Source organism: Bradyrhizobium sp. AZCC 1678 (genome assembly GCF_036924765.1).
In the GTDB taxonomy this organism is placed as follows: domain Bacteria; phylum Pseudomonadota; class Alphaproteobacteria; order Rhizobiales; family Xanthobacteraceae; genus Bradyrhizobium; species Bradyrhizobium algeriense.
Map to the genome: position 1 here is coordinate 1,934,535 of NZ_JAZHSE010000001.1, position 19,207 is coordinate 1,953,741.

Below are 19,207 nucleotides of genomic sequence, written 5' to 3' on the forward strand. Positions count from 1 at the left end.
CAATGATATCCGTGAAGACATCGCCCGGAGAGCATTGGCTGCAGGCACTTTCAGCCCTGCGCTATGGCCCTGTCCGGTATTAATCGACCAACAAGGAATTGCGCCGATGCCGAAACGGTCCATGAAGCAGGACGATCCGCTTGAGGATTTCACGCGCCGCGATATCACGCTCGATGGCGTCAGCAAGGTCGTCTACGTGGCCGGCGCAGGGCCTGCCGTCATCGTGATGACGGAGATGCCGGGCATCAGCCCGCACGTCGCGCGGTTTGCCCGCTGGGTCCGCGACGCCGGCTTCACCGTCTACATGCCGTCGCTGTTCGGCCGCGATGGTGCCGTTCCAGGCGCGGAGGAAGGCGCCGCGATCTTTCAGCGCGCCTGTGTGAGTGCCGAGTTTCGCGCTTTGGCCGCAAACGAATCCAGTCCGGTGACAAAATGGCTGCGTTCGTTGGCGCATTTTGCGCATGGCGAGTGCGGCGGCCCCGGCGTCGGCGCCATCGGGATGTGCTTTACGGGAAATTTTGCGCTGACCATGATGCTCGAACCGTCGATGCTGGCGCCGGTGCTCTCGCAGCCGTCGCTGCCGCTGAACAATCCGGCAGGTATTGAAATCGCACCCGACGAAGTCAGGGCCGTTCGCGAACGGCTCGACAGGGAAGATCTGACGGTGCTGGCCTATCGCTTCGCGGGCGACAAGTTCTGCATGGCGCAACGCTTTGCGGCCTATGCGGAGGCGCTCGGTGATCGCTTCATCGGGCGGGTGCTTCCGGACAGCGCGGCGAATACCGATCTTGCGCCGTTCTTCGAGCGCCACGTCACGACCCCGCATAGCGTCGTCACCGCACACCTGATCGATGAGGCCAGCCAACCGACGATCGCGGCCCGCGATGAAATTCTGGCGTTCTTCAAGCGCAGGCTCGCGCCTTCGCCTGGGGTCTAAGTCAGGAATGCTTGTCGAGGCGCCGCTTGAGCAGCGTCAGATGTTGCAACAGATCCGACTGCGCGACGTGTGACAGTTCGCCGATCAGGGCAATCACCCATTCCTCATGCCGGCGCGCCATCCGGCTGAATTCCCTGGCGCCTTCCTGCGACAGGCGCAGGCGGAAGGTGCGGCGGTCCTCGGAATCGACCTCGCGATGGATGAAGCCATCAGCTTCCAGCTTCTGCACCAGCGCGGTGATCGCACCGTTTGAAACCATCAGGAGGTCCGAAACCTCGGACATGGTCGCGCCTTCAGGCTTGCGCGTGAGCTGTGCCAGCAGGTCGAAGCGGGCCAGCGTGGTGTTGAACTCCTTGCGTAGCCGGGCGTTCAGCGCCTTCTCGATGCGGGTGGCGCAGGACAGCAGCCGCAGCCAGATCCGCAATTCCAGATGCGCGCCGTCGGATTCGTGCGCCGGCTCGACCGGCCGCAACGCTTGCCCGCGTGCGCTCTTCGGGGATCGGGCCTTTCGTTTGACTGTGGCATCCATGGCTTAGGTCTCACCGGGCTAGATGGAAATCGATCCGATGCTGGCTCCGCCGCAGACATACAGCGTCTGCCCGGTGATGAAGTCGGCATCAGGTGAACTGAAGAAACTGACCGCGCGCGCGACGTCGGCCGATTTGCCGAGGCGGCCAAGCGGAATCGACTGTGCCAGCTTCCTGGCGCGCTCGGATTCCGGCGACATCACGCTTTCGAACATCTCGGTATCGCCGATCGGGCCGGGTGCGACGACATTGACGGTGATTCCAAAAGGGGCGAGTTCCAGCGCCCAGGTCCGCGCCATGCCGATGATGCCGGCCTTGGTCGCCGAATAGACCGTGCGCGTGGCGGCCCCCAGCGCGGCGCGCGACGACAGCAGCACGATGCGGCCGAAGCGAGCCTGTTTCATGCCCGGCAGCGCCGCCTGCGCCAGCGCAATCGCGGCGCCGAAATGCAGTTGCGCTAATGCGCCGACGTCCTCGTCGGCGACCTCTTCCAGCAGCTTGGCGCGGATCGCGCCGGCATTGTGCACGACGTGGGTGATCGCAACCTTCGCAGCGATCTCGTTCGCTGCCTGCCGCGTCGCAGCCGCATCGAGCAGGTCGACCTCGCGCGAGGAGAGTTTTGGATGGCTCCAGTCGGGCTTGCGCCGCGACAGCGAGATCACGTCATAGCCCTCGGCCAGGAGTCCGCGCGCGATCGCAGCGCCAATGCCGGTATTGCCGCCGCTTACGATCGCCGTGTGGTGGACCACGCTCATTCTCCGTCACATAAAGAGCTGGATGTTGCCGAAGGCAGCATCGCAATTGATCAGGTCGACGCGCTTCAGCTTGATCCTCAGCTTGCCGTCTTCGACGCTCAGATGATGCGTCGCCCAGGCCGCATAGAGCGTCTGCTCTTCCAGGCGAGTCTCCACATAATGCATCGCCGTCCAGGTGACATAGCTGTTGGCGGCGGCGTCGCGCGAGTCGACCTGCGGCGTCTGCAGCACGTGATGGCAGCGGCTCTTCGGCTTCTGGCTGAAGGTCCGCGCGCCCTTGAGCCGTTCGACCCGGATCGAGAGCAGCAGCTTGTCCTCGTACATCAGCGAGCAGGTCAACCGCGGATCGGTTTGATTCCATTCCAGCGGCATCCAGTAGAAGGCGTCGTCGGCGTACATGTCGAGCCATTCGTCGAAACGCTGCTGGTCGATCAGCCGCGCCTCGCGAACCACGAAGTCGATCAACTCCTGATCGGTGGGGACCGCATTCTTAAGTGGAGCCTCGGCGAGCATGCTCATGTCACATCCCCATCGTCATGAACTTGGACCAGGCCCGGAACTGATGGCGCATCGGCCACTCGCTGGTCCCGTTGACCGCCACGTTGGTCTGTCCGGCTTCGTCGGGGCTGTAGAGGCGCTGCAGGTTCACCCACTCGTTGCCGTTCGAGTGCAGGCCTTCCTGCGCCCGTTCATACATTTCGAGGTCGTCATGGCCGACGATGGAGGTCGGCGCATTGATCAGCCGGTTGTACATCAGCGTGCGTTCGAGCAGCATGTCGGGCGCATCGACGAGCTGGAACGTCCAGGACTCGACTAGCGTCTTGTTGGCCGCGATCGGCTTGAAGTGCCGCAACAACTGGATCGGTCCCTTGATCATGATGTTGGGGAAATAGACGGTGTTGTGCCGGTTCTCGCCGAGGATAGCCTTGGCGCGTTCCTCGCCATAGGCGGCTGTCATCTTCTCGAAATAGCCGGGCACTGCCGAATAATCGGAGTGGATCGAGTGGTGCACGCCGGTATGGCCGTGGCCGTTGTCCCAGATCCGGATACCCATGTTCTCGAAGAACTCGTACGGACTCATGAAGGGGGCGATGATCTCGACCGCCATCGGCTTTTTGGTGCCGGGCGGCGCCTTCTTCCAGACCTCGACCACGGTGCCGGCGGAGGATTCGTGCGCGACCATCGGATGGCAGGTGTCGGTCTGGTTTTCGACCAGCATCTTCCAATTGCAATTGTGCATGTAACGCAGCACGCCGCCGGCGACCTTGAGCTGGCCGGCCGGCGAACGGTCGATCATGTTGTCGAAGCTCGACAGGCTTTCGCCGAAGAACTCCTCGAAATCGACGCCGCCGTCGTTGATCTTGGCGAACACGAAGCCGCGATAGTTGCGGACGTGGCGCACTGGCGCCATGCCAGGCGCGGCGTGGCTTTGCTCGAAGCCGGTGTTCTCGTAGCCCTTCTTCAGGGGGATCGCGAGCAGCGAGCCGTCGGTCTTGAAGCTCCAGGCGTGGTAGGGGCAGCGGAAGAATTTTCCGGTGTTGCCGCAGGTCTCGGACGTGATGCGCGTGCCCTTGTGCGGGCAGCGGTTGTGCAGCACGTGCACCTTGCCGTCGGTATGGCGGACCAGCAGCACCGGCTGCGTGCCGATCGTGGTGCCGAAATAGTCGCCGGCATTGGGGACCTGGCTGTCATGGCCGACATAGACCCAGCTGTTCGGGAACATATGCTCCATTTCGAGCTGGAACACCTCTTCGCTGACATAGACGTCGCGGTGAACCTCCTGCTCGCGGACCAGCGCGCGAAGCGCAGCGGCGTTGCCGGCGTATCGGGTCATGCGTTCCTCCTTCACAGGTCGAGCACGAGTCGCTTGGTTTTCGCGCGCGAAACACAGATCTGCATCACCTTGTTCGACGCCTTCTCGCTTTCGCTCAAGATGTAATCGCGATGATCGGGAATACCCTCGATGACCGTGGTCTGGCAGATGCCGCAATCGCCGCGCTTGCAGTCATGCATCGGGTCTTCGCCGGCCTCGAGCAGCACGTCGAGGATGGTCTTGCCGGCAGGAATCTCGTAGACGCGACCGCTGCTCTTGAGTTCGACCTCGAAACCGGCATCGCCGGACTTCTCCTCGGGCGCGGTGAAGATTTCAAAATGCAGCCGCCCTTGCGGCCAGTTCAGTCGCTTCGCCAGCGCGATGGACGCTTCGATCATCGGCAGCGGCCCACAAAGATAGAGCGGCACGTCGGGCGCGAGCCGCGTCATCAGGCTCTCGAGGTCGAAGAAGCGTCCGGCTTCGTCGTCGGCGTGGATGGTCGCGCTTGCGCTGGCCAGTCGCTCGATGTCGCCCAGAAAGGCGAGCTCGCTGCGGCTGCGTCCGGCGTAATAGAACGAGAATGGCCGCTTCGCCGCGCAGAGTTCGCAGGCCATCGCGAGCAGCGGCGTCACGCCGATGCCGCCCGCGACAAGCGCGACTTCGCCCGCACCCACGCCGAGCGGAAAGTTATTCGCAGGCGGCGAGATCGTCAGGCGATCGCCGGTCTTGAGACCGTGCATGAAGGTCGAGCCGCCATGGCTTTTGCTTTCCTGTAGCACGGCGATGCGATAGGCGGCGGGATGTTCGGCGGCCGCGCGCGGTGAATTCGTCTCGATCAGCGAATAGGAGCGCCGGCCGACATCGGGCAGATGGACGTCGATATGGGCGCCCGCGGACCAGCCCGGCATCGGGGCGCCGTTGGCGCGCGCGAGCACGAATTCACGTATACGCGGCGTGAGCGCTTCGGCCTTCGACACCACGACTTCGAATTGATCCATCCTCAGGCGTCCTCGAACAGCGTATCGACGGTGCGCAACGCGCCGTCGAGCTCAGTGCCATCGGCGTCCTTCAGCGCGACCTTGGTCAACCGCTGCACCCATTCGGCCGCATCAGACCGGCCGGCCAGGCGCTCGGACGCCAGCATGACCTTGTCGAATTTCGATTCACCGCGGGAATGCGTGTCCGAGTAGCCGCCGACGAGGCGGCGGGCCTCGCAAACGGCGGTCGCGAGCGCTGTATCACTCGCGGCGAACTTCCGGACGCGTTGCGCCCATTGATCGAGATGGCGCATCTCTCGCGAATGCCGCAGCATGCGCCGACGGAATCGCCGCAGGCCGGCCACGCAGTACAGCATTAGAAATGCCGACGGCGCCGTCGTGCGGAGTTTGCGTCCACGATCGATCAGCCGGGCGAGCCGCTGGCTGCGCTCGAGTTTTTCGCCAATTAGCGGTGGTAAGAGCCCTGCCATTTCCTCGATCCGTGGATGGAAGAATTCGGTGATCCCGAGGATCTGGTCGTCGCCGGCCCGCGCCTCGCGGCGCACCCGGTCAAACCGTCCTGCACGCGTCTTGAGATCGGCTACGCGGATGACGTCGTCATAGGCCATCGCGATGGCAAGATACTTCGCAAAGGCCTGCATCAGTCCGATCGCGTCGCGCGGCATCGCTTCCAGCCGGTCGAGATATTCGCTGCCGTAGGCGACGTCCTGATAATCGACCACCCGCTGCAGGCCGGCCGCGACGATGCCGTGTATCTCAACCGGCAACTGCCGCGCCCGCGCGACCAGCGCGTCGTAATCGGTATGGCCGATCGGTTCGAGGCGCGGAAAGCGTTTGGCGAGCGGCGGTTTTGCCGTCGGTTTGATCTTGGGATCCTGCTTGAGCGTGGCAACCGCCCGCTCGCGGCCGGCGGTGAAGGCGCGCAGGCTGGCATCGACGCCGACACCGGCTGAGCGGATCGTGGCCTCAAAATCCTCGGTCGTAAAGGGCAGGGCGCCGGAGCCCGCGAGCGCACCGAACAACACCGAGGAGACCACGCTGCCGGTGGCATCCGCAATCTCGGACATGTCGAACGCGATGAAGCGGTTGGCGGCGACATTGGCCGCCTCATAGACCTGCGACGCGTCGGCGGTGCCGTCGCCGGGCGCGGTCTTCTCGCTCACGGCCAGCGAGCGGTGCGAGGAGCCGATCAAAAGCGTGCGGTCGGGCGAGACCAGCCCGCGCAGGATGGCGCGGCCGGCCTCCATCAATTCGGCGCCGATCACGATGTCGACCTTGCCCGGCGCCGGCATCATCGACAGCACGGGGTAACGATCCGGCTTGCCGGCGTCGGGCGCGATCATCTCGATGTAATAGATGGTGGCGCCGGTGCGCTGGGCGACGCCGGGCACCGACGTCGATTGCGCGAACCAGCCGCGCCGCTCGGCCAGCGCTACGATCCAGTCGACCAGCACGCCGCCGCCCTGGCCGCCCATCGCGAGCACCGCGACGGTGATGGGGCGAGCCTGACTGAGCGCGATGGAGGAGGGGGCGACCGAGACGTTCATGCCGCCTCCTGCTCGAACATGACCCGCCGTCCCGCCCGCCAGCGCTGCAACGCGCCGATCATCCGTTGCCAGATGCGGTCGAGCCGCGCTTCGAAGGCGGTCGGATTGGAAACGACGTCGGCCCGGTAGAAGGAGGGACACAAGACGGCAGCGTCCGCGACCTCGCCGCAATGGCCGCAGCCGACACAGCTATTGTCGACGGCGGCGACCGGATTGTCCTTCAGGGGATCGCTGGTCGGCTTCACCGACAGCGACGGGCAGCCGGACAGGCGGATGCAGGCGTGGTCGCCGGAGCAGGTGTCTTCGTCGACGCCGAAGCGCTCGCGCACGATGCGCTCGCCGCGCTTGGCGGCGGCCGCCACCAGCGGCTTCACGCGCCGCTGCTTGTTCAGCATGCATTCCGACGAGGCGACGATGATCTTCGGTCCCTTCTCGTCCGTCGTCAGCGCCTCGCGCAGGGTGTCGCGCATGCGCGTGACGTCATAGGTGCGGTCGATCTGGCGCACCCACTTGGCGCCGACGCCCTTCACCGCTTCGACGATCGGATGCTTGGTCGAGCGCGAACGGTTGTCGGCGCGCGAGGACGGGATGTCCTGGCCGCCGGTCGCGGCCGAATAGTAATTGTCGACCACGACGATCACGCCGTCATGCTGGTTGAAGACGGCGTTGCCGACGCCGCTGGTCAGGCCGTTATGCCAGAAGCCGCCGTCGCCCATCATCGAGATCGAGCGCTTGCTCGCCGGAACGTTGAAAGCCGAGGCCGATGCAGGACCGAGTCCGTATCCCATGGTGGTGGCGCCGATATTGAACGGCGGCAGGATCGAGAACAAATGGCAGCCGATATCAGCGGCGATATGATGCGGGCCGAGCTCCTTTTCCACGAGTTTCATCGCGGAAAAGATCGGCCGCTCCGGACAGCCGGTGCAGAAGCCCGGCGGTCGCGGCGGCACCACGTCGGCCAGCGCGCGGATCTTGTCGTCGACCTCGACGCGGTCGATGTTCGGCGCACGCGCGGAATCCGGCAGCGCATCGGAGCGCCAGCGGCGGATGAAGGCGCCGATCGCTGCGCCCATGACTTGCGCGGTGTATTCGCCGGCCATCGGAAACAGATCCTTGCCGTGCAGCTTGGCCGGAATGTCGGCGTTGCGCAGGATCTTGTGCAGCGCCTGCTCGATGAACTCGGGCTGGCCTTCCTCGACCATCAGCACCGCCTTCTTGCCGCGGCAGAAGTCGATCACCTCGCGGTCGACAATCGGGTAGGTCACGTTCATCACATAGAGCGGCACCCGCGTCTCGCCCCAGATATCGGCAAGGCCAGCCTCACGCAGCGCGGTGATGACGCCGTTATACATGCCGCCCTGCATGATGATGCCGATATCGTCGATATCGCCGTCAAACGTCTCGTTCATGCCGCGGGCGTGGATGAATTCGACCGCCGCAGGCCAGCGCTGCTCGATCTTCTCCTTTTCGTGCAGGAACGAGGCGGGCGGCAGCACGATACGGTTGGTGTCGCGCGACGGCGCATCGAGCGCGCGGGAAAGCGGAAAGGCAGGGCGGACGTTGTCGCGGGTGGCGAAGCGGCCATGGACATGGCAGGCACGTATCCGCACCTCCAGCATGACGGGCGTATTCGACGCCTCGGATAGTTCGAAGGAATCGTGCACGGCCTTGACGATCGACGCCACGTTGGGCCGCGGATCGACCAGCCAGAGCTGCGACTTCATCGCAAAGGCGTGCGAACGCTCCTGCATGATGGAGGAGCCTTCGCCGTAATCCTCGCCGATGATGATGAGCGCGCCGCCGGTCACGCCGCCCGAGGACAGGTTGGCGAGCGCATCGGACGCGACGTTGATGCCGACCGGCGCCTTGAACGTGACCGCGCCGCGGATCGGATACATCACCGAGGCGGCAAGGGTGGCCGCCGCCGTCGCCTCGCTGGCGCTCGATTCAAAATGCACGCCGAGGTCGGAAAGGATGTCCTGCGCGTCGGACAGCACGTCCATCAGATGCGAGATCGGCGCGCCCTGGTAGCCGGCGACATAGCTGACGCCGCATTCGAGCAGTGCCTTGGTGATCGCCAGGATGCCTTCGCCGCGAAATTCCTGGCCGGCGCCGAGCTTCAGGTCCTCCACCTCGCGCGCGAAAGAGCGTTCTGCCATGCTCGCCTCCTCGGCCTTGCGGGGAACTCCGGACGACCGAATATAATTTTAGACATCAAACAAAAATGATGTCAATCAAACTTGCGGGTTTGGGCACGGCAAAACATCCTTCGCGCATCTATCTGCAGTTTTGCAGCCTATTTCGCAGGCTTTGTGCACAGCCGGCCGGCTCAGGCGCCAGATCGGCTCGCTTGACATGATATTTTAGCCATGAAACATTATTGGCACGCGTCGCGCTTGGTGGCGTACGCTAAAAGCGGCCTTTGCGGGAGACTGACATGACCCCGGTTTCGCAGTTGCGCGGGCCGTCTCGCGAACATCTCGCGTGGCCGTTCTTCGATTCCCGTCACGGCGAATATGCGGCAGTGCTCGATGCATTTGCGGCCGGTCTTGGCGATACGCACGGCGGCGACGTCGATGGGACTTGCCGTTCGCTGGTTCGTAGCCTTGGCGCTGCAGGATTGCTGGAGGCGTCGGTCGCGGACGATCGGCCCGATGCGGTGATCGATTCCCGGCTGATCTGTCTGGCCCGCGAGACGCTGGCCTGGCACAGCGGGCTCGCTGATTTCGCCTTTGCGATGCAGGGACTTGGCACCGGGGCGGTGGCGATTGCAGGCTCGCCTGAATTGCGCGCGCTGGTGCTGCCGAAGGCGCGGCGCGGCGACTGGGTCGCGGCCTTTGCCCTGTCGGAGAAGGAAGCCGGTTCCGACGTTGCCGCGATGGCCTGCAGCGCGCGGCGCGAGGGCGACCACTATATCCTGGATGGCGAGAAGACCTGGATTTCCAACGGCGGCATCGCCGATGTCTATACGCTGTTTGCGCGAACCGGCGAGGCGCCGGGCGCGCGGGGCATTTCGGCTTTTGTGGTGCTGCCGGATGATCCCGGGTTCTCGATTGCCGACCGCATCGACGTGATGGCGCCGCACCCGCTGGCGACGCTGCGTTTCGATTCGTGCCGGATTCCGGCGGCGCGGCTGTTGGGCTCGCCGGGCGAAGGTTTCAAGATCGCGATGCGTACCCTCGATATCTTCCGCGCGTCGGTCGCAGCCGCAGCACTTGGCTTTGCCCGCCGCGCGCTCGATGAGGCGACAGCGCATGCGCGGAGCCGGCGGATGTTCGGCGGCGTGCTGGGCGACCAGCAATTGACGCAGGCAGCGCTCGGCGACATGGCGGCGGGTGTCGACGCCAGTGCGCTTCTCACCTATCGGGCGGCCTGGCGGCGCGACGTGCAGAAAGCTTCCACGACGCGCGAAGCGGCGATGGCGAAGATGGTCGCGACCGAAACCGCGCAAGAAGTGATCGACCGCGCCGTGCAGATGTTCGGCGGCCGCGGCGTGCGCTCCGGCGAGATGGTCGAGCAGCTCTATCGCGAGATACGCGCGTTGCGCATCTATGAAGGCGCGACCGAAGTCCAGAAACTCATTATCGGACGCGACGTCCTGAAAGCCTAGCTGCGGGCGTCCAGTCGCGTCCTGCTACGGGAGTTAAGAAATGTTCGAGTTCTTGCAGCCGCCCGGTTGGGCCAAGCCGAGCGGTTATGCGAACGGCATCGCCGCCCGCGGCAAGATGATCTTCGTCGCAGGCCAGATCGGCTGGAACGAACAATGCAAGTTCGAGTCCGACGATCTGGTGGCTCAGATCGGCCAGACCCTGAAGAACGTCGATGCGGTGGTGCGTGCCGGCGGCGCCGGGCCCGAGCATATCGTGTCGATGACGTGGTTCCTGCTCGATCGTAAGGAATATTCGGCGCGCCTGAAGGAAATCGGCATGGTCTATCGTGACGTGATAGGCCGGAACTTTCCGGCCATGACGGCGCTGCAGGTATCGGGGCTGATCGAGGATCGCGCCAAGGTCGAAATCCAGGCGATCGCGATGATACCTGATCAGATGAACTGACAACGCGACGCCGGACAAGGCGCCAGTACAGGAGGGCGACATGGCAACGAAAGCTCGTGAAAACCACCGGGAAGACGTGGCCGGACGGGCCAATGTCGAGGATACGCCTGAATTGCTCGCCTACTATGACCAGCTCGAAAAGCTGGAAGCGGGCGCGCTCTGGACGGTCGCGAACAAGATCGAGCCCTGGCAGCCCAAATCGTCTTCCGTTCCGGTCTTGTGGCGCTACGAGGACCTCCGCGCGCACGTGTTGCGCTCCGTCGAACTGGTGTCGCCCGAAAAGGCCGGGCGGCGCGTCATCTACCTGAACAATCCCGGCCGGCGTGAGCACGCCGCCGCGGTCGGCTGGCTCTATTCCGGCCTGCAGGTCATGCATCCGGGCGAGGTCGCGTCCGCCCACGCCCATTCGGCGTCCGCCCTTCGCTTCATCATGGAAGGCGAGGGCGCCTACACCATCGTCGACGGCCACAAGATGACGCTCGGCGCCAACGACTTCGTGCTGACGCCGAACGGCACCTGGCATGAACACGGCGTCTCCAGCGACGGCACGCCCTGCATCTGGCAGGACGGTCTCGACATCCCGCTGGTCAATACGCTCGAAGCCAACTTTTACGTGGTCCATCCCGATCTGCAGCAGAGCGTCGGCTATCCCGTCGACGACATGACGCACACCTGGGGCAATCCCGGCCTGCGTCCGGCAGGCGCCGAATGGTCCAAGGGATATTCGCCACTATTGAAATATGAGTGGGGTCCGACCTACGAGGCGCTGCAGCGCTACGGCAAGGCCACCGACGGTTCGCCGTATGACGGCGTGCTCATGAACTATGTGAACCCGGTGACCGGCGGTCCGGTGATGCAGACGATCGGCGCGTCGATGCAGATGCTGCGGCCGGGCGAGAGCACGCGCGCGCATCGTCACACCGGCAGCTTCATCTATCAGGTCGCCAAGGGACGCGGTCACTCGATCATCGACGGCAAGCGCTTCGACTGGAAGGAGCGCGACATCTTCTGTGTTCCGTCATGGGCCTGGCATGAACATGTGAATGCCTCCGCCAGCGAGGACGCCTGCCTCTTCACCTTCAACGACCTGCCGGTCATGCACGCGCTCGGGCTCTACCGCGAGGAAGCCTTTGGCGACAATGGCGGGCGGCAGCCCCTCGTATCCTAGAGCTTCGGTTCTGATTGAATCAGAACCGAAGCTCTAGATTCTTGTTTTGACGCGTTTTCTTCACGCGAACCGGTATCCACTTCGCTTGAAAACGCTACAGGAGGAGAGAAACAGTGCGCCTCGTTACCTATCGCAGCACAGTTGAGGCTGCAGCCCGTCTTGGCGCCGTCGTCGGCGATCTGGTCGTCGACGTTGAGAAGGCTGGCCAGCATGCCGGGGCTTCCCTTCCGTCATCGATGCTCGACTTTATCGATCTTGGGCCGCCCGCGCTGGCAGCGCTCAAGAAGATATTGAACGAGGGCAAGGATAACTGGCCGGTAGGCGCCGCTTTGCCGCTGGCGAATGTCAGGCTGCTGGCGCCGATCCCGCGTCCCCGCAAGAACATTTTTGGTATCGGTCTCAATTATGTCGAGCACGTCGCGGAGTCGTCCCGCGCCCTCGACACGGCAAAGGACCTGCCCAAGCAACCCATCATCTTCTCGAAGCCGCCAACCAGCGTGATCGGGCCTGACGAGGCCATCCATCACAACAAGGCGATCACGCAGCAACTCGACTGGGAAGTCGAGCTTGCCGTCGTGATGGGACGAACCGCACGGCGGGTGTCGGAGGCGGAAGCACTCAGCTTCGTGTTCGGCTACAGCGTGATGATCGACATCAGCGCCCGCGACAATCGCCGCGCCGGTCAATGGATCTACTCCAAGGGACAGGACACCTACGCGCCGTTCGGGCCGTGCATCGTTACGGCAGACGAAATCACCGATCCGCACGCGCTCGATCTCTGGCTGACGGTGAACGGTGTCGAGAAGCAGCGCTCCAACACGCGCCACATGCTGTTCAAGGTGCCGCTCCTGATCGCGGATATTTCCGCCGCGATGACGCTGGAGCCGGGAGACATCATCGCAACGGGCACGCCCGAGGGCGTCGGCGCCGGGCGCTCTCCGCAGGAATGGCTGTGGCCGGGCGACGTGGTGGAAGCGGAAGTCACGGGCATCGGCCGGCTGCGCCATCCGGTGGTGGCGATCTGAGAGGCCGGCATGATCTTCGACATGGAGACGCTGGAAGCGCAGAACCGCTACAAGATCCTGACGGCCACGGTGACGCCGCGGCCGATCGCCTGGATCACCACGCTCTCCGCGAGCGGCGTGATCAATGCCGCGCCTTTCAGCTTCTTCAACGTGATGGGGCATGAGCCGCCGACGGTCGCGATCGGGCTTCTGGCGGGCTCGGAGCGGTTCAAGGACACGGCGGCCAATATTCTCGATACCGGGGAATTCGTCGTGAACCTCGTTGGCGAAGCCAACGCCGAGGCCATGAACATAACCTGTATCGACGCGCCGCCCGAGATCGATGAACTGACGCTGGCCGGACTGACGCCGGCTGCCTCGCAGGCGGTGCGCCCGCCGCGTATCGCTGAATCGCCAGTGTCGTTCGAATGCCGGGTCCTGACCTCGCTGGTGACGGGGCCACGGCAAACCGCCGTCATCGGCCGCGTGGTCCGCGCCCATGTCGATGACACGGTGATTTTGGACAAGGAGCGCTGTCACATCGATACCCAGGCGCTGCGCCTGATCGCCCGCATGCACGGCAGCGGCTGGTATGCGCGCTCCTCCGACCTGTTCCAGATCGATCGGCCGACCTGGGCGGCGTGGCAGGAAAAGAACGTCAAGGCGGAACCGGCGTAAAGGGTCTGAAGGGGAGAACAATCTTGAAGATCGCAGTGTTGGGCGGAGGGAACGGTTCGTTCGCGGCCGCCGGCGACTTCGCATTGGCCGGTCACGAAGTCCGGCTGTGGCGGCGAAATCCCGGGGATGTCGAGGCGCATCGCGCGCAGGGCGGCACCATAACGGTCATCGATCGGTCGGGGCGGCGTGATGCCCGGCTGGCTATGATCACGTCGTCGATTGCGGAAGCCATTGACGCCGCGGATCTCATCCTCTGCCCGGCGCCGGCCTTCGCGCAGCCTGCGATCGCCGAACTGGCCGCGTCGCATTTGCGCGACGGCCAGGTCGTGTTCCTGCCGCCCGGCACATTCGGCTCCTACATCTTTGCCCGCGCCGCGCGGGATGCAGGCAACCGCGCCGAGATCGCAACCGCGGAGACCGGGACCCTGCCGTGGCTTGCGCGCAAGCAGGGTCCTTATGCGGTCCGCATCTCGGGCCGGGGCGCGCGGTTGCCGACCGGCGTATTTCCATTACGCCTCGAACCGCATGCGCTGGGCGTGATCGAACGCGCGTTTCCGAACGCGATCGAGCCATGCGGCGATGCGCTCTCGGGCTCGCTGATGAATGCCGGTCCGATCATCCATCCGCCGCTGATCACCATGAACGCCGGCCCGATCGAACATTTCGACAAGTGGGACATCCACAAGGAAGGAACGCAGCCGGCCATACGCCGTGTTACGGACGCACTCGATGCCGAACGCATCGCCATCCGCGAGGCGCTTGGCTACAGAGGGCCGCATTTTCCGTTGGCCGACCATTATGCGAAGGAGGGCGAGCCCTGGATGTATGCGCGCGACGCGCACGACCAGCTTACGGATTCCGGCGATTGGTCGGAACGCCTCGTTCTCGTCGAGCATCGCTACATGCTGGAGGATTTGCGGCTCGGCCTGTCGTTCCTTGCATCGGTGGCAGGTCTTGCGGGCGTGCAAACGCCGCTCGTCAAGGCGTTCCTGGCGATCGGCTCCGCCATCACGGGGCAGGATTTCGCGACCGACGGCCGGACCTTGTCCTCGCTCGGGCTTGGCGCGCTCGACCGGACTGCGTTGCAGGGCCTGCTTAAGGAGGGCTTTCGATGAAACCGGTCATCGGCTGCCTCGGCGCCGGGCGAATGGGTCGCGGGATCGCCGTCGTGTTCGCTTTCGCCGGCCATCAGGTCGTCATCGTCGATTTCAAGCAGCGGGAAGCCGCGGCGTTCGATGTGCTCGCGGCCGAGGCGAGAGCCGAGATCCGCTCGACCCTCGAAATCCTGTCCAGGATCGATCTGCTCCCGAAAGAGCTGGTGGGCACGATTGCCGATCGGGTCACGGTCGTATCCAGGCAGGAGGCCGGTTCGGTGTTGCCGCGCTGTGACGTGGTGTTCGAGGAAATGCCCGAAATCTTGGCGCTGAAGCAGGCGGCGCTCGGCGAAGCTTCCCGCCTTGCCGGCCCCGGTCCGATCATTGCCTCGACCACGTCCACGATTCTGGTCGACGATCTCGCCGGCTCGATCGAACATCCCGCTCGCTTCCTCAATGCGCACTGGCTCAATCCTGCGTTTCTCGTGCCGCTGATCGAATTGTCCCCGGGACGGCTGACCGCACCCGAGGTCACGGCACGCCTGAAGGCGCTGCTCGAAGGGATCGGCAAGGTGCCGGTCGTGTGCGCGGCACGGCCGGGCTACATCGTGCCGAGAATCCAGTCGCTGGCGATGAATGAAGCCGCCCGTATGGTCGAAGAGGGCGTCGCATCGGCGGAGGATATCGACAAGGCGGTCATCCACGGTTTTGGATTCCGCTTTGCGATCCTCGGCTTGCTCGAATTCATCGACTGGGGCGGCGGCGACATCCTGCATCACGCCAGCAACTATCTGGTCGGGGCGCTCGGCGATAACCGCTACGCAGCGCCGCCGATCATTGCGACGAATATGCGCGAGGGACGAATTGGCATGAAGACCGGGCAGGGATTCATGAACTACGAAGGTGTCGATCTCGCCGCCTATCGCGAGCAGCGGCTCGCCGCCTTTGCCTCGGCGTTGCGCGCCATGGGTCTTGCGCGCGAACCCGTCGCGTAACGCGCGCTGTTTTTGCTACTAGTTCTGGTATGTTCGGACGATGCGAGGCCCCATTTCTACTTTGCATGGGGTTGTTTTCGTAGTTTTGGTCCCGCTAGTGCCCGCCGAGATAGGCGGCGATCAGCTTTGGATCATGGATCAACGTGTCCGCCGGCCCGGACTGGATGATCTCGCCGGTCTCCAGCACATAGCCGTAATCCGCGGTCTCCAGCGCGGCGCGGGCGTTCTGCTCGACGAGCAGGACCGAGACGCCGAGGCTTCGCAGCGAGGCGATGGTGCGGAAGATTTCGCGGACGATGAGCGGCGCGAGGCCGAGACTGGGTTCGTCGAGCACTAGCAGTTTCGGCTTCGCCATCAGCGCCCGGCCGAGCGCCAGCATCTGCCGCTCGCCGCCCGACAGCGTGCCGGCGGCCTGCTTGCTGCGCTCTTTCAGCCGGGGGAAACGGTCGAACACGTCGTCGAGGCTTTTGCGTGTCGTCGAGCGGTCGCGCAGGCTGTAGGTGCCGAGCAACAGGTTGTCGGCGACTGACATGTCGGCGAACAGCTCGCGCTTCTCGGGCACAAGGCAAAGGCCGCGCTCGACGCGGCCCTCGACATCGATCCGCGCCAGATCGGTGCCTTGGAACACCATCCGTCCCGTGGACTTCAGCAGACCGATGGCGGCCATCAGAAGGGTAGTCTTGCCGGCGCCGTTCGGGCCGATCACGGTCACGATCTGTCCTTCTTCGACCGACAGCGAGACATTGCGTACGGCTTCCACCTTGCCGTAGCCGACCGACACATCCTCAATCGAAAGCATCTGTGTCACGCGACACCTCCGAGATAGGCTTCCTGGACGCGGGCGTCGCTGCGGATCGCTGCCGGTTCGCCCTCGCAGAGCTTTGAGCCGAAATCGAGTACGACGATGCGATCAACCAGCGACATCACGAACTCCATGTCGTGCTCGACCAGGAGGATCGTCAGGTGGTCCGCGCGCAGCGACCGCAGCAGTTCGGCAAGCTTGAGCTTTTCCTGACGACGCAGGCCGGCCGCCGGCTCGTCGAGCACGAGCAGCGTCGGATCGGCGGCGAGCGCGCGGGCGATCTCGAGCACGCGCTGATTGCCGAGCGGCAGATTGCCGGCGAGTTCGAACGGCTTGTCGCCGAGCCCGACCCGTTCGAGCTGCCGCAGCGCTTCGTAGCGGGCACTGGCTTCTTCCGCCTGATTGAGGCGCAGCGCGCCGGCGAACAGGCCGGTCCGGGTGCGCGAATAGGTGCCGAGCAGCACGTTGTCGAGCAGCGTCATGCGCGGGCGCAGCTTGACGTGCTGGAAGGTGCGGGAGATTCCGGCGCGGGCGATGTGAAACTGTTGGTCGCGGGTGATCGAGCGGCCCGCGAACGCGATCTCGCCGCTGTTGGCGCGCAGCGCTCCCGTGAGCAGGTTGAACATCGTGGTCTTGCCCGCGCCGTTCGGCCCGATCAGGCCTAGAATTTCGCCGGACTTCACGTCGAAGCTGACATTGTTGACGGCGACGAGACCGCCAAATCGCCGCTGCGCGCCGCTGACCTTGAGAAGCAGCGTGCCGGGCGCGGGCTGCTCGCGGCGCGGCAATGGCGTCGCCGCTTGCGGACGGGACTGTTTCAGGTCCGGCAGAAAACCTGCGAGGAACGGGACGATGCCCTGCCGGGCGCGTTGGAGGAACAGAATGAACAGCGCCGAGAACGCCACGATCTCGAGCTGGCCGGAGGCGCCCTTTGCGATCAGCGGCAAATAGTCCTGCACGGTGTTCTTCAACAGCGTGACGATCGCCGCACCAACCACGCCGCCCAGAATGCTGCCGGCACCGCCGACCATCGCCATCATCAGATACTCGATGCCCATGCCGGCCTCGAACGGTCCGGGGCTGACGAAACGGCCGAGATGGGCATAGAGCCATCCGGACAGCGCGCCGAGGAATGCGGCGATCACGAACGTCACCAGCTTGATCTGGAATGCGCTGATCCCGAGGCTTTCGACCAGCGTATTGCCGCCACGGAGCGCGCGCATCGCCCGCCCGATGCGGGAGTCGAGAAGGTTGTAGCAGACGAAAAGGACCGCCACGACGATCGCCCAGATCAGGAAATAGATCTGCCGGCTCTCGACCAAAGCGAGCGGACCGAACGAAATCGGCGGAACGCCCGAGATGCCGTTATGTTGACCGAGGCCATCGATGTTGCCGAACAGGAACGCAATCGCCAGTCCCCAGGCAACCGTACTTAGCGACAGGAAGTGGCCGCCCAGGCGCAGCGTCACGAAGCCCAGGATCGCGGCGATGCTGCAGGTCAGGACGACGGCCAGCACGAGCCCGAGCCAGGGCGAATAGCCGTTCACCGCCGTGACCCAGGCGGTTGAGTAGGCTGCGACGCCGACGAAGGCCGCCTGGCCGAACGAGACAATGCCGCCGACCCCGGTCAGCAGCGCGAGCCCGATGGCGGCAAGCGAGTAGATGCCGATGTAGTTCAGCAAGGTGATGCTGAACGGATTGAGCACGAAGGGCGCCGCCACGAGACAGGCGATCGCCGCGGCCAAGATGAGACGGATCTGCTGCAGTGTCATTCCTCGACTTCCTCTTCGGAATGCTGCGAGGCGAGCGAGCGCCAGAGCAGGACGGGGATCAGCAGCGAGAAGACGATGACGTCCTTCAAGGTGCTGCTCTGGAACGACGCGAAGCTCTCGATGATGCCGACGCCGAACGCGCCGAGTGCCGCGCCAGGATAGCTGGCCATGCCGCCGACGATGGCGCCGACAAAGGCCTTCAGGCCGAGCAGGAATCCGGAGTCGTAGAAGATGGTGTTCACAGGCGCGATCAGGATGCCGGAGACACCGGCCATCAGCGATCCCAGGAGGTAGGCGATGGTCCCGGCGCGCGCGGGCCGGATTCCCATCAGCCGTGCGCCGGTGCGGTTCAGGGCGGTCGCGCGCAACGCCTTGCCGACCAGCGTGAAGTCGAAAAACAGAAACAGCAAGCCGCTGAACACCAGCGCCGCCGCCAGGATCAGCACCGTCTGTCCGGAAACGTGAACGCCGGCGATCTCGATCGCCATCGACGTCAACGGCTCGGTCCTGACGCCTTCGGGGCCGAAGAACAGCAAGCCAAGTCCGACCAGCGCGAAGTGAAGCGCGACCGAGACCGTCAGCAGCAGCAGAACCGAGGCGTCCGCGATCGGGCGGAACACGATCCGGTCCAGCAGCGGCGAGATGGGCATGATCAAGAGCAGCGCCAGCACGATCCGGACCGGCATCGGTGGATTGAAGCGCATCGTCAGCCAGACGATCCCGACGACAATCAATGGCAGCACGAGATAGCCGAGGACGGCCTTCGGCACCGCGCGAAACTCGCCGGCGCGCGCCAGCGAGACGACCTCCATCACGCAGGCCATGCAGGCCAGCACGACAACTAGCCCGACCGTTCCGGGAAGCTGCCTGGCATCGAGCGCCGCCAGCGTCAACGCCGTGAAGGCCGCGATGTCGCCGAACGGAATGAAGATCACCCGCGTCACGGTGAAGATCAGCACGGTTCCGATCGCCACCAGGGCGTAGACCGCCCCGGTGGCTATTCCGTCGATCGCAAGGATCGCTGCGATGTCTGCCGTCATGCTGTCGGCCGTCCTTCCGTGT

At 64.5% G+C, this 19,207-nt stretch carries 18 protein-coding genes; 8 read left to right on the forward strand and 10 right to left on the reverse strand.

Annotated elements, in window-relative coordinates; translation table 11 throughout:
• Positions 1 to 106: 106 nt before the first annotated feature.
• The gene (locus V1294_RS09235; protein ID WP_334496517.1) at positions 107 to 937 is read left to right on the forward strand and encodes a dienelactone hydrolase family protein; all 831 of its coding nucleotides are present in this window, start codon (positions 107 to 109) and stop codon (positions 935 to 937) included.
• A 1-nt stretch (position 938) separates the two neighbouring features.
• Here the strand turns inward: V1294_RS09235 and V1294_RS09240 are convergent, their stop codons facing one another.
• The 7 genes from V1294_RS09240 to V1294_RS09270 are packed head-to-tail and all read right to left on the reverse strand — an operon-like array spanning position 939 to position 8,736.
• Positions 939 to 1,466, reverse strand: coding sequence for a MarR family winged helix-turn-helix transcriptional regulator (locus V1294_RS09240; RefSeq protein WP_334477303.1), 528 nt, complete (start codon positions 1,464 to 1,466; stop codon positions 939 to 941).
• 18 nt (positions 1,467 to 1,484) lie between these two features.
• Positions 1,485 to 2,213: an SDR family NAD(P)-dependent oxidoreductase gene (locus tag V1294_RS09245; RefSeq protein WP_442895328.1), complete on the reverse strand. Its 729-nt coding sequence runs from the start codon at positions 2,211 to 2,213 to the stop codon at positions 1,485 to 1,487.
• A 12-nt stretch (positions 2,214 to 2,225) separates the two neighbouring features.
• Positions 2,226 to 2,738: an aromatic-ring-hydroxylating dioxygenase subunit beta gene (locus V1294_RS09250; RefSeq protein ID WP_334477305.1), complete on the reverse strand. Its 513-nt coding sequence runs from the start codon at positions 2,736 to 2,738 to the stop codon at positions 2,226 to 2,228.
• Between the two features lies 1 nt (position 2,739).
• Positions 2,740 to 4,053: an aromatic ring-hydroxylating dioxygenase subunit alpha gene (locus V1294_RS09255; protein WP_334496519.1), complete on the reverse strand. Its 1,314-nt coding sequence runs from the start codon at positions 4,051 to 4,053 to the stop codon at positions 2,740 to 2,742.
• 11 nt (positions 4,054 to 4,064) lie between these two features.
• Complete coding sequence (locus tag V1294_RS09260; protein ID WP_334496520.1) at positions 4,065 to 5,030, reverse strand: PDR/VanB family oxidoreductase; 966 nt, start codon at positions 5,028 to 5,030, stop codon at positions 4,065 to 4,067.
• Positions 5,031 to 5,032: 2 nt separating this feature from the next.
• On the reverse strand, positions 5,033 to 6,577 hold the full coding sequence (locus tag V1294_RS09265; RefSeq protein WP_334496522.1) for an indolepyruvate oxidoreductase subunit beta family protein: 1,545 nt from the start codon (positions 6,575 to 6,577) through the stop codon (positions 5,033 to 5,035).
• A complete protein-coding gene (locus V1294_RS09270; protein ID WP_334496524.1) occupies positions 6,574 to 8,736 on the reverse strand; it encodes an indolepyruvate ferredoxin oxidoreductase subunit alpha in 2,163 nt (720 codons plus the stop codon). Before V1294_RS09270 ends, V1294_RS09265 begins: the two co-directional genes overlap by 4 nt.
• 278 nt (positions 8,737 to 9,014) lie before the next feature.
• Here V1294_RS09270 and V1294_RS09275 point away from each other — a divergent pair, with 278 nt between their 5' ends.
• The 7 genes from V1294_RS09275 (at position 9,015) to V1294_RS09305 (ending at position 15,571) form a co-directional block, all read left to right on the forward strand.
• Positions 9,015 to 10,187, forward strand: a complete 1,173-nt coding sequence (locus V1294_RS09275; protein WP_334496526.1) for an acyl-CoA dehydrogenase family protein — start codon at positions 9,015 to 9,017, stop codon at positions 10,185 to 10,187.
• A 40-nt stretch (positions 10,188 to 10,227) separates the two neighbouring features.
• The gene (locus V1294_RS09280; RefSeq protein WP_334496528.1) at positions 10,228 to 10,632 is read left to right on the forward strand and encodes a RidA family protein; all 405 of its coding nucleotides are present in this window, start codon (positions 10,228 to 10,230) and stop codon (positions 10,630 to 10,632) included.
• 40 nt (positions 10,633 to 10,672) lie between these two features.
• Positions 10,673 to 11,800, forward strand: a complete 1,128-nt coding sequence (locus V1294_RS09285) for a cupin domain-containing protein (protein WP_334496529.1) — start codon at positions 10,673 to 10,675, stop codon at positions 11,798 to 11,800.
• A 113-nt stretch (positions 11,801 to 11,913) separates the two neighbouring features.
• On the forward strand, positions 11,914 to 12,825 hold the full coding sequence (locus tag V1294_RS09290; protein WP_334496531.1) for a fumarylacetoacetate hydrolase family protein: 912 nt from the start codon (positions 11,914 to 11,916) through the stop codon (positions 12,823 to 12,825).
• 9 nt (positions 12,826 to 12,834) lie between these two features.
• Positions 12,835 to 13,482 (forward strand): flavin reductase family protein, encoded by a 648-nt coding sequence (locus tag V1294_RS09295; protein WP_334496532.1) that lies wholly within the window; start codon positions 12,835 to 12,837, stop codon positions 13,480 to 13,482.
• Between the two features lie 23 nt (positions 13,483 to 13,505).
• On the forward strand, positions 13,506 to 14,597 hold the full coding sequence (locus tag V1294_RS09300) for an NAD/NADP-dependent octopine/nopaline dehydrogenase family protein (RefSeq protein WP_334496534.1): 1,092 nt from the start codon (positions 13,506 to 13,508) through the stop codon (positions 14,595 to 14,597).
• Positions 14,594 to 15,571 carry a 3-hydroxybutyryl-CoA dehydrogenase gene (locus V1294_RS09305; RefSeq protein ID WP_334496536.1) on the forward strand — a complete coding sequence of 326 codons (978 nt, stop codon included), beginning with the start codon at positions 14,594 to 14,596 and terminating at the stop codon, positions 15,569 to 15,571. The genes V1294_RS09300 and V1294_RS09305 overlap by 4 nt, the downstream gene beginning before the upstream one ends.
• A gap of 94 nt (positions 15,572 to 15,665) precedes the next feature.
• On the opposite strand, the gene V1294_RS09310 is transcribed toward V1294_RS09305, so the two are convergent.
• The 3 genes from V1294_RS09310 to V1294_RS09320 are packed head-to-tail and all read right to left on the reverse strand — an operon-like array spanning position 15,666 to position 19,185.
• Entirely contained in the window at positions 15,666 to 16,379 is a 714-nt protein-coding gene (locus tag V1294_RS09310) for an ABC transporter ATP-binding protein (protein ID WP_334477319.1), read from the reverse strand.
• Entirely contained in the window at positions 16,376 to 18,145 is a 1,770-nt protein-coding gene (locus V1294_RS09315) for a branched-chain amino acid ABC transporter ATP-binding protein/permease (RefSeq protein ID WP_334496538.1), read from the reverse strand. The genes V1294_RS09310 and V1294_RS09315 overlap by 4 nt, the downstream gene beginning before the upstream one ends.
• Positions 18,142 to 19,185 carry a branched-chain amino acid ABC transporter permease gene (locus V1294_RS09320; protein WP_334496541.1) on the reverse strand — a complete coding sequence of 348 codons (1,044 nt, stop codon included), beginning with the start codon at positions 19,183 to 19,185 and terminating at the stop codon, positions 18,142 to 18,144. The genes V1294_RS09315 and V1294_RS09320 overlap by 4 nt, the downstream gene beginning before the upstream one ends.
• Between the last annotated feature and the right edge of the window lie 22 nt (positions 19,186 to 19,207).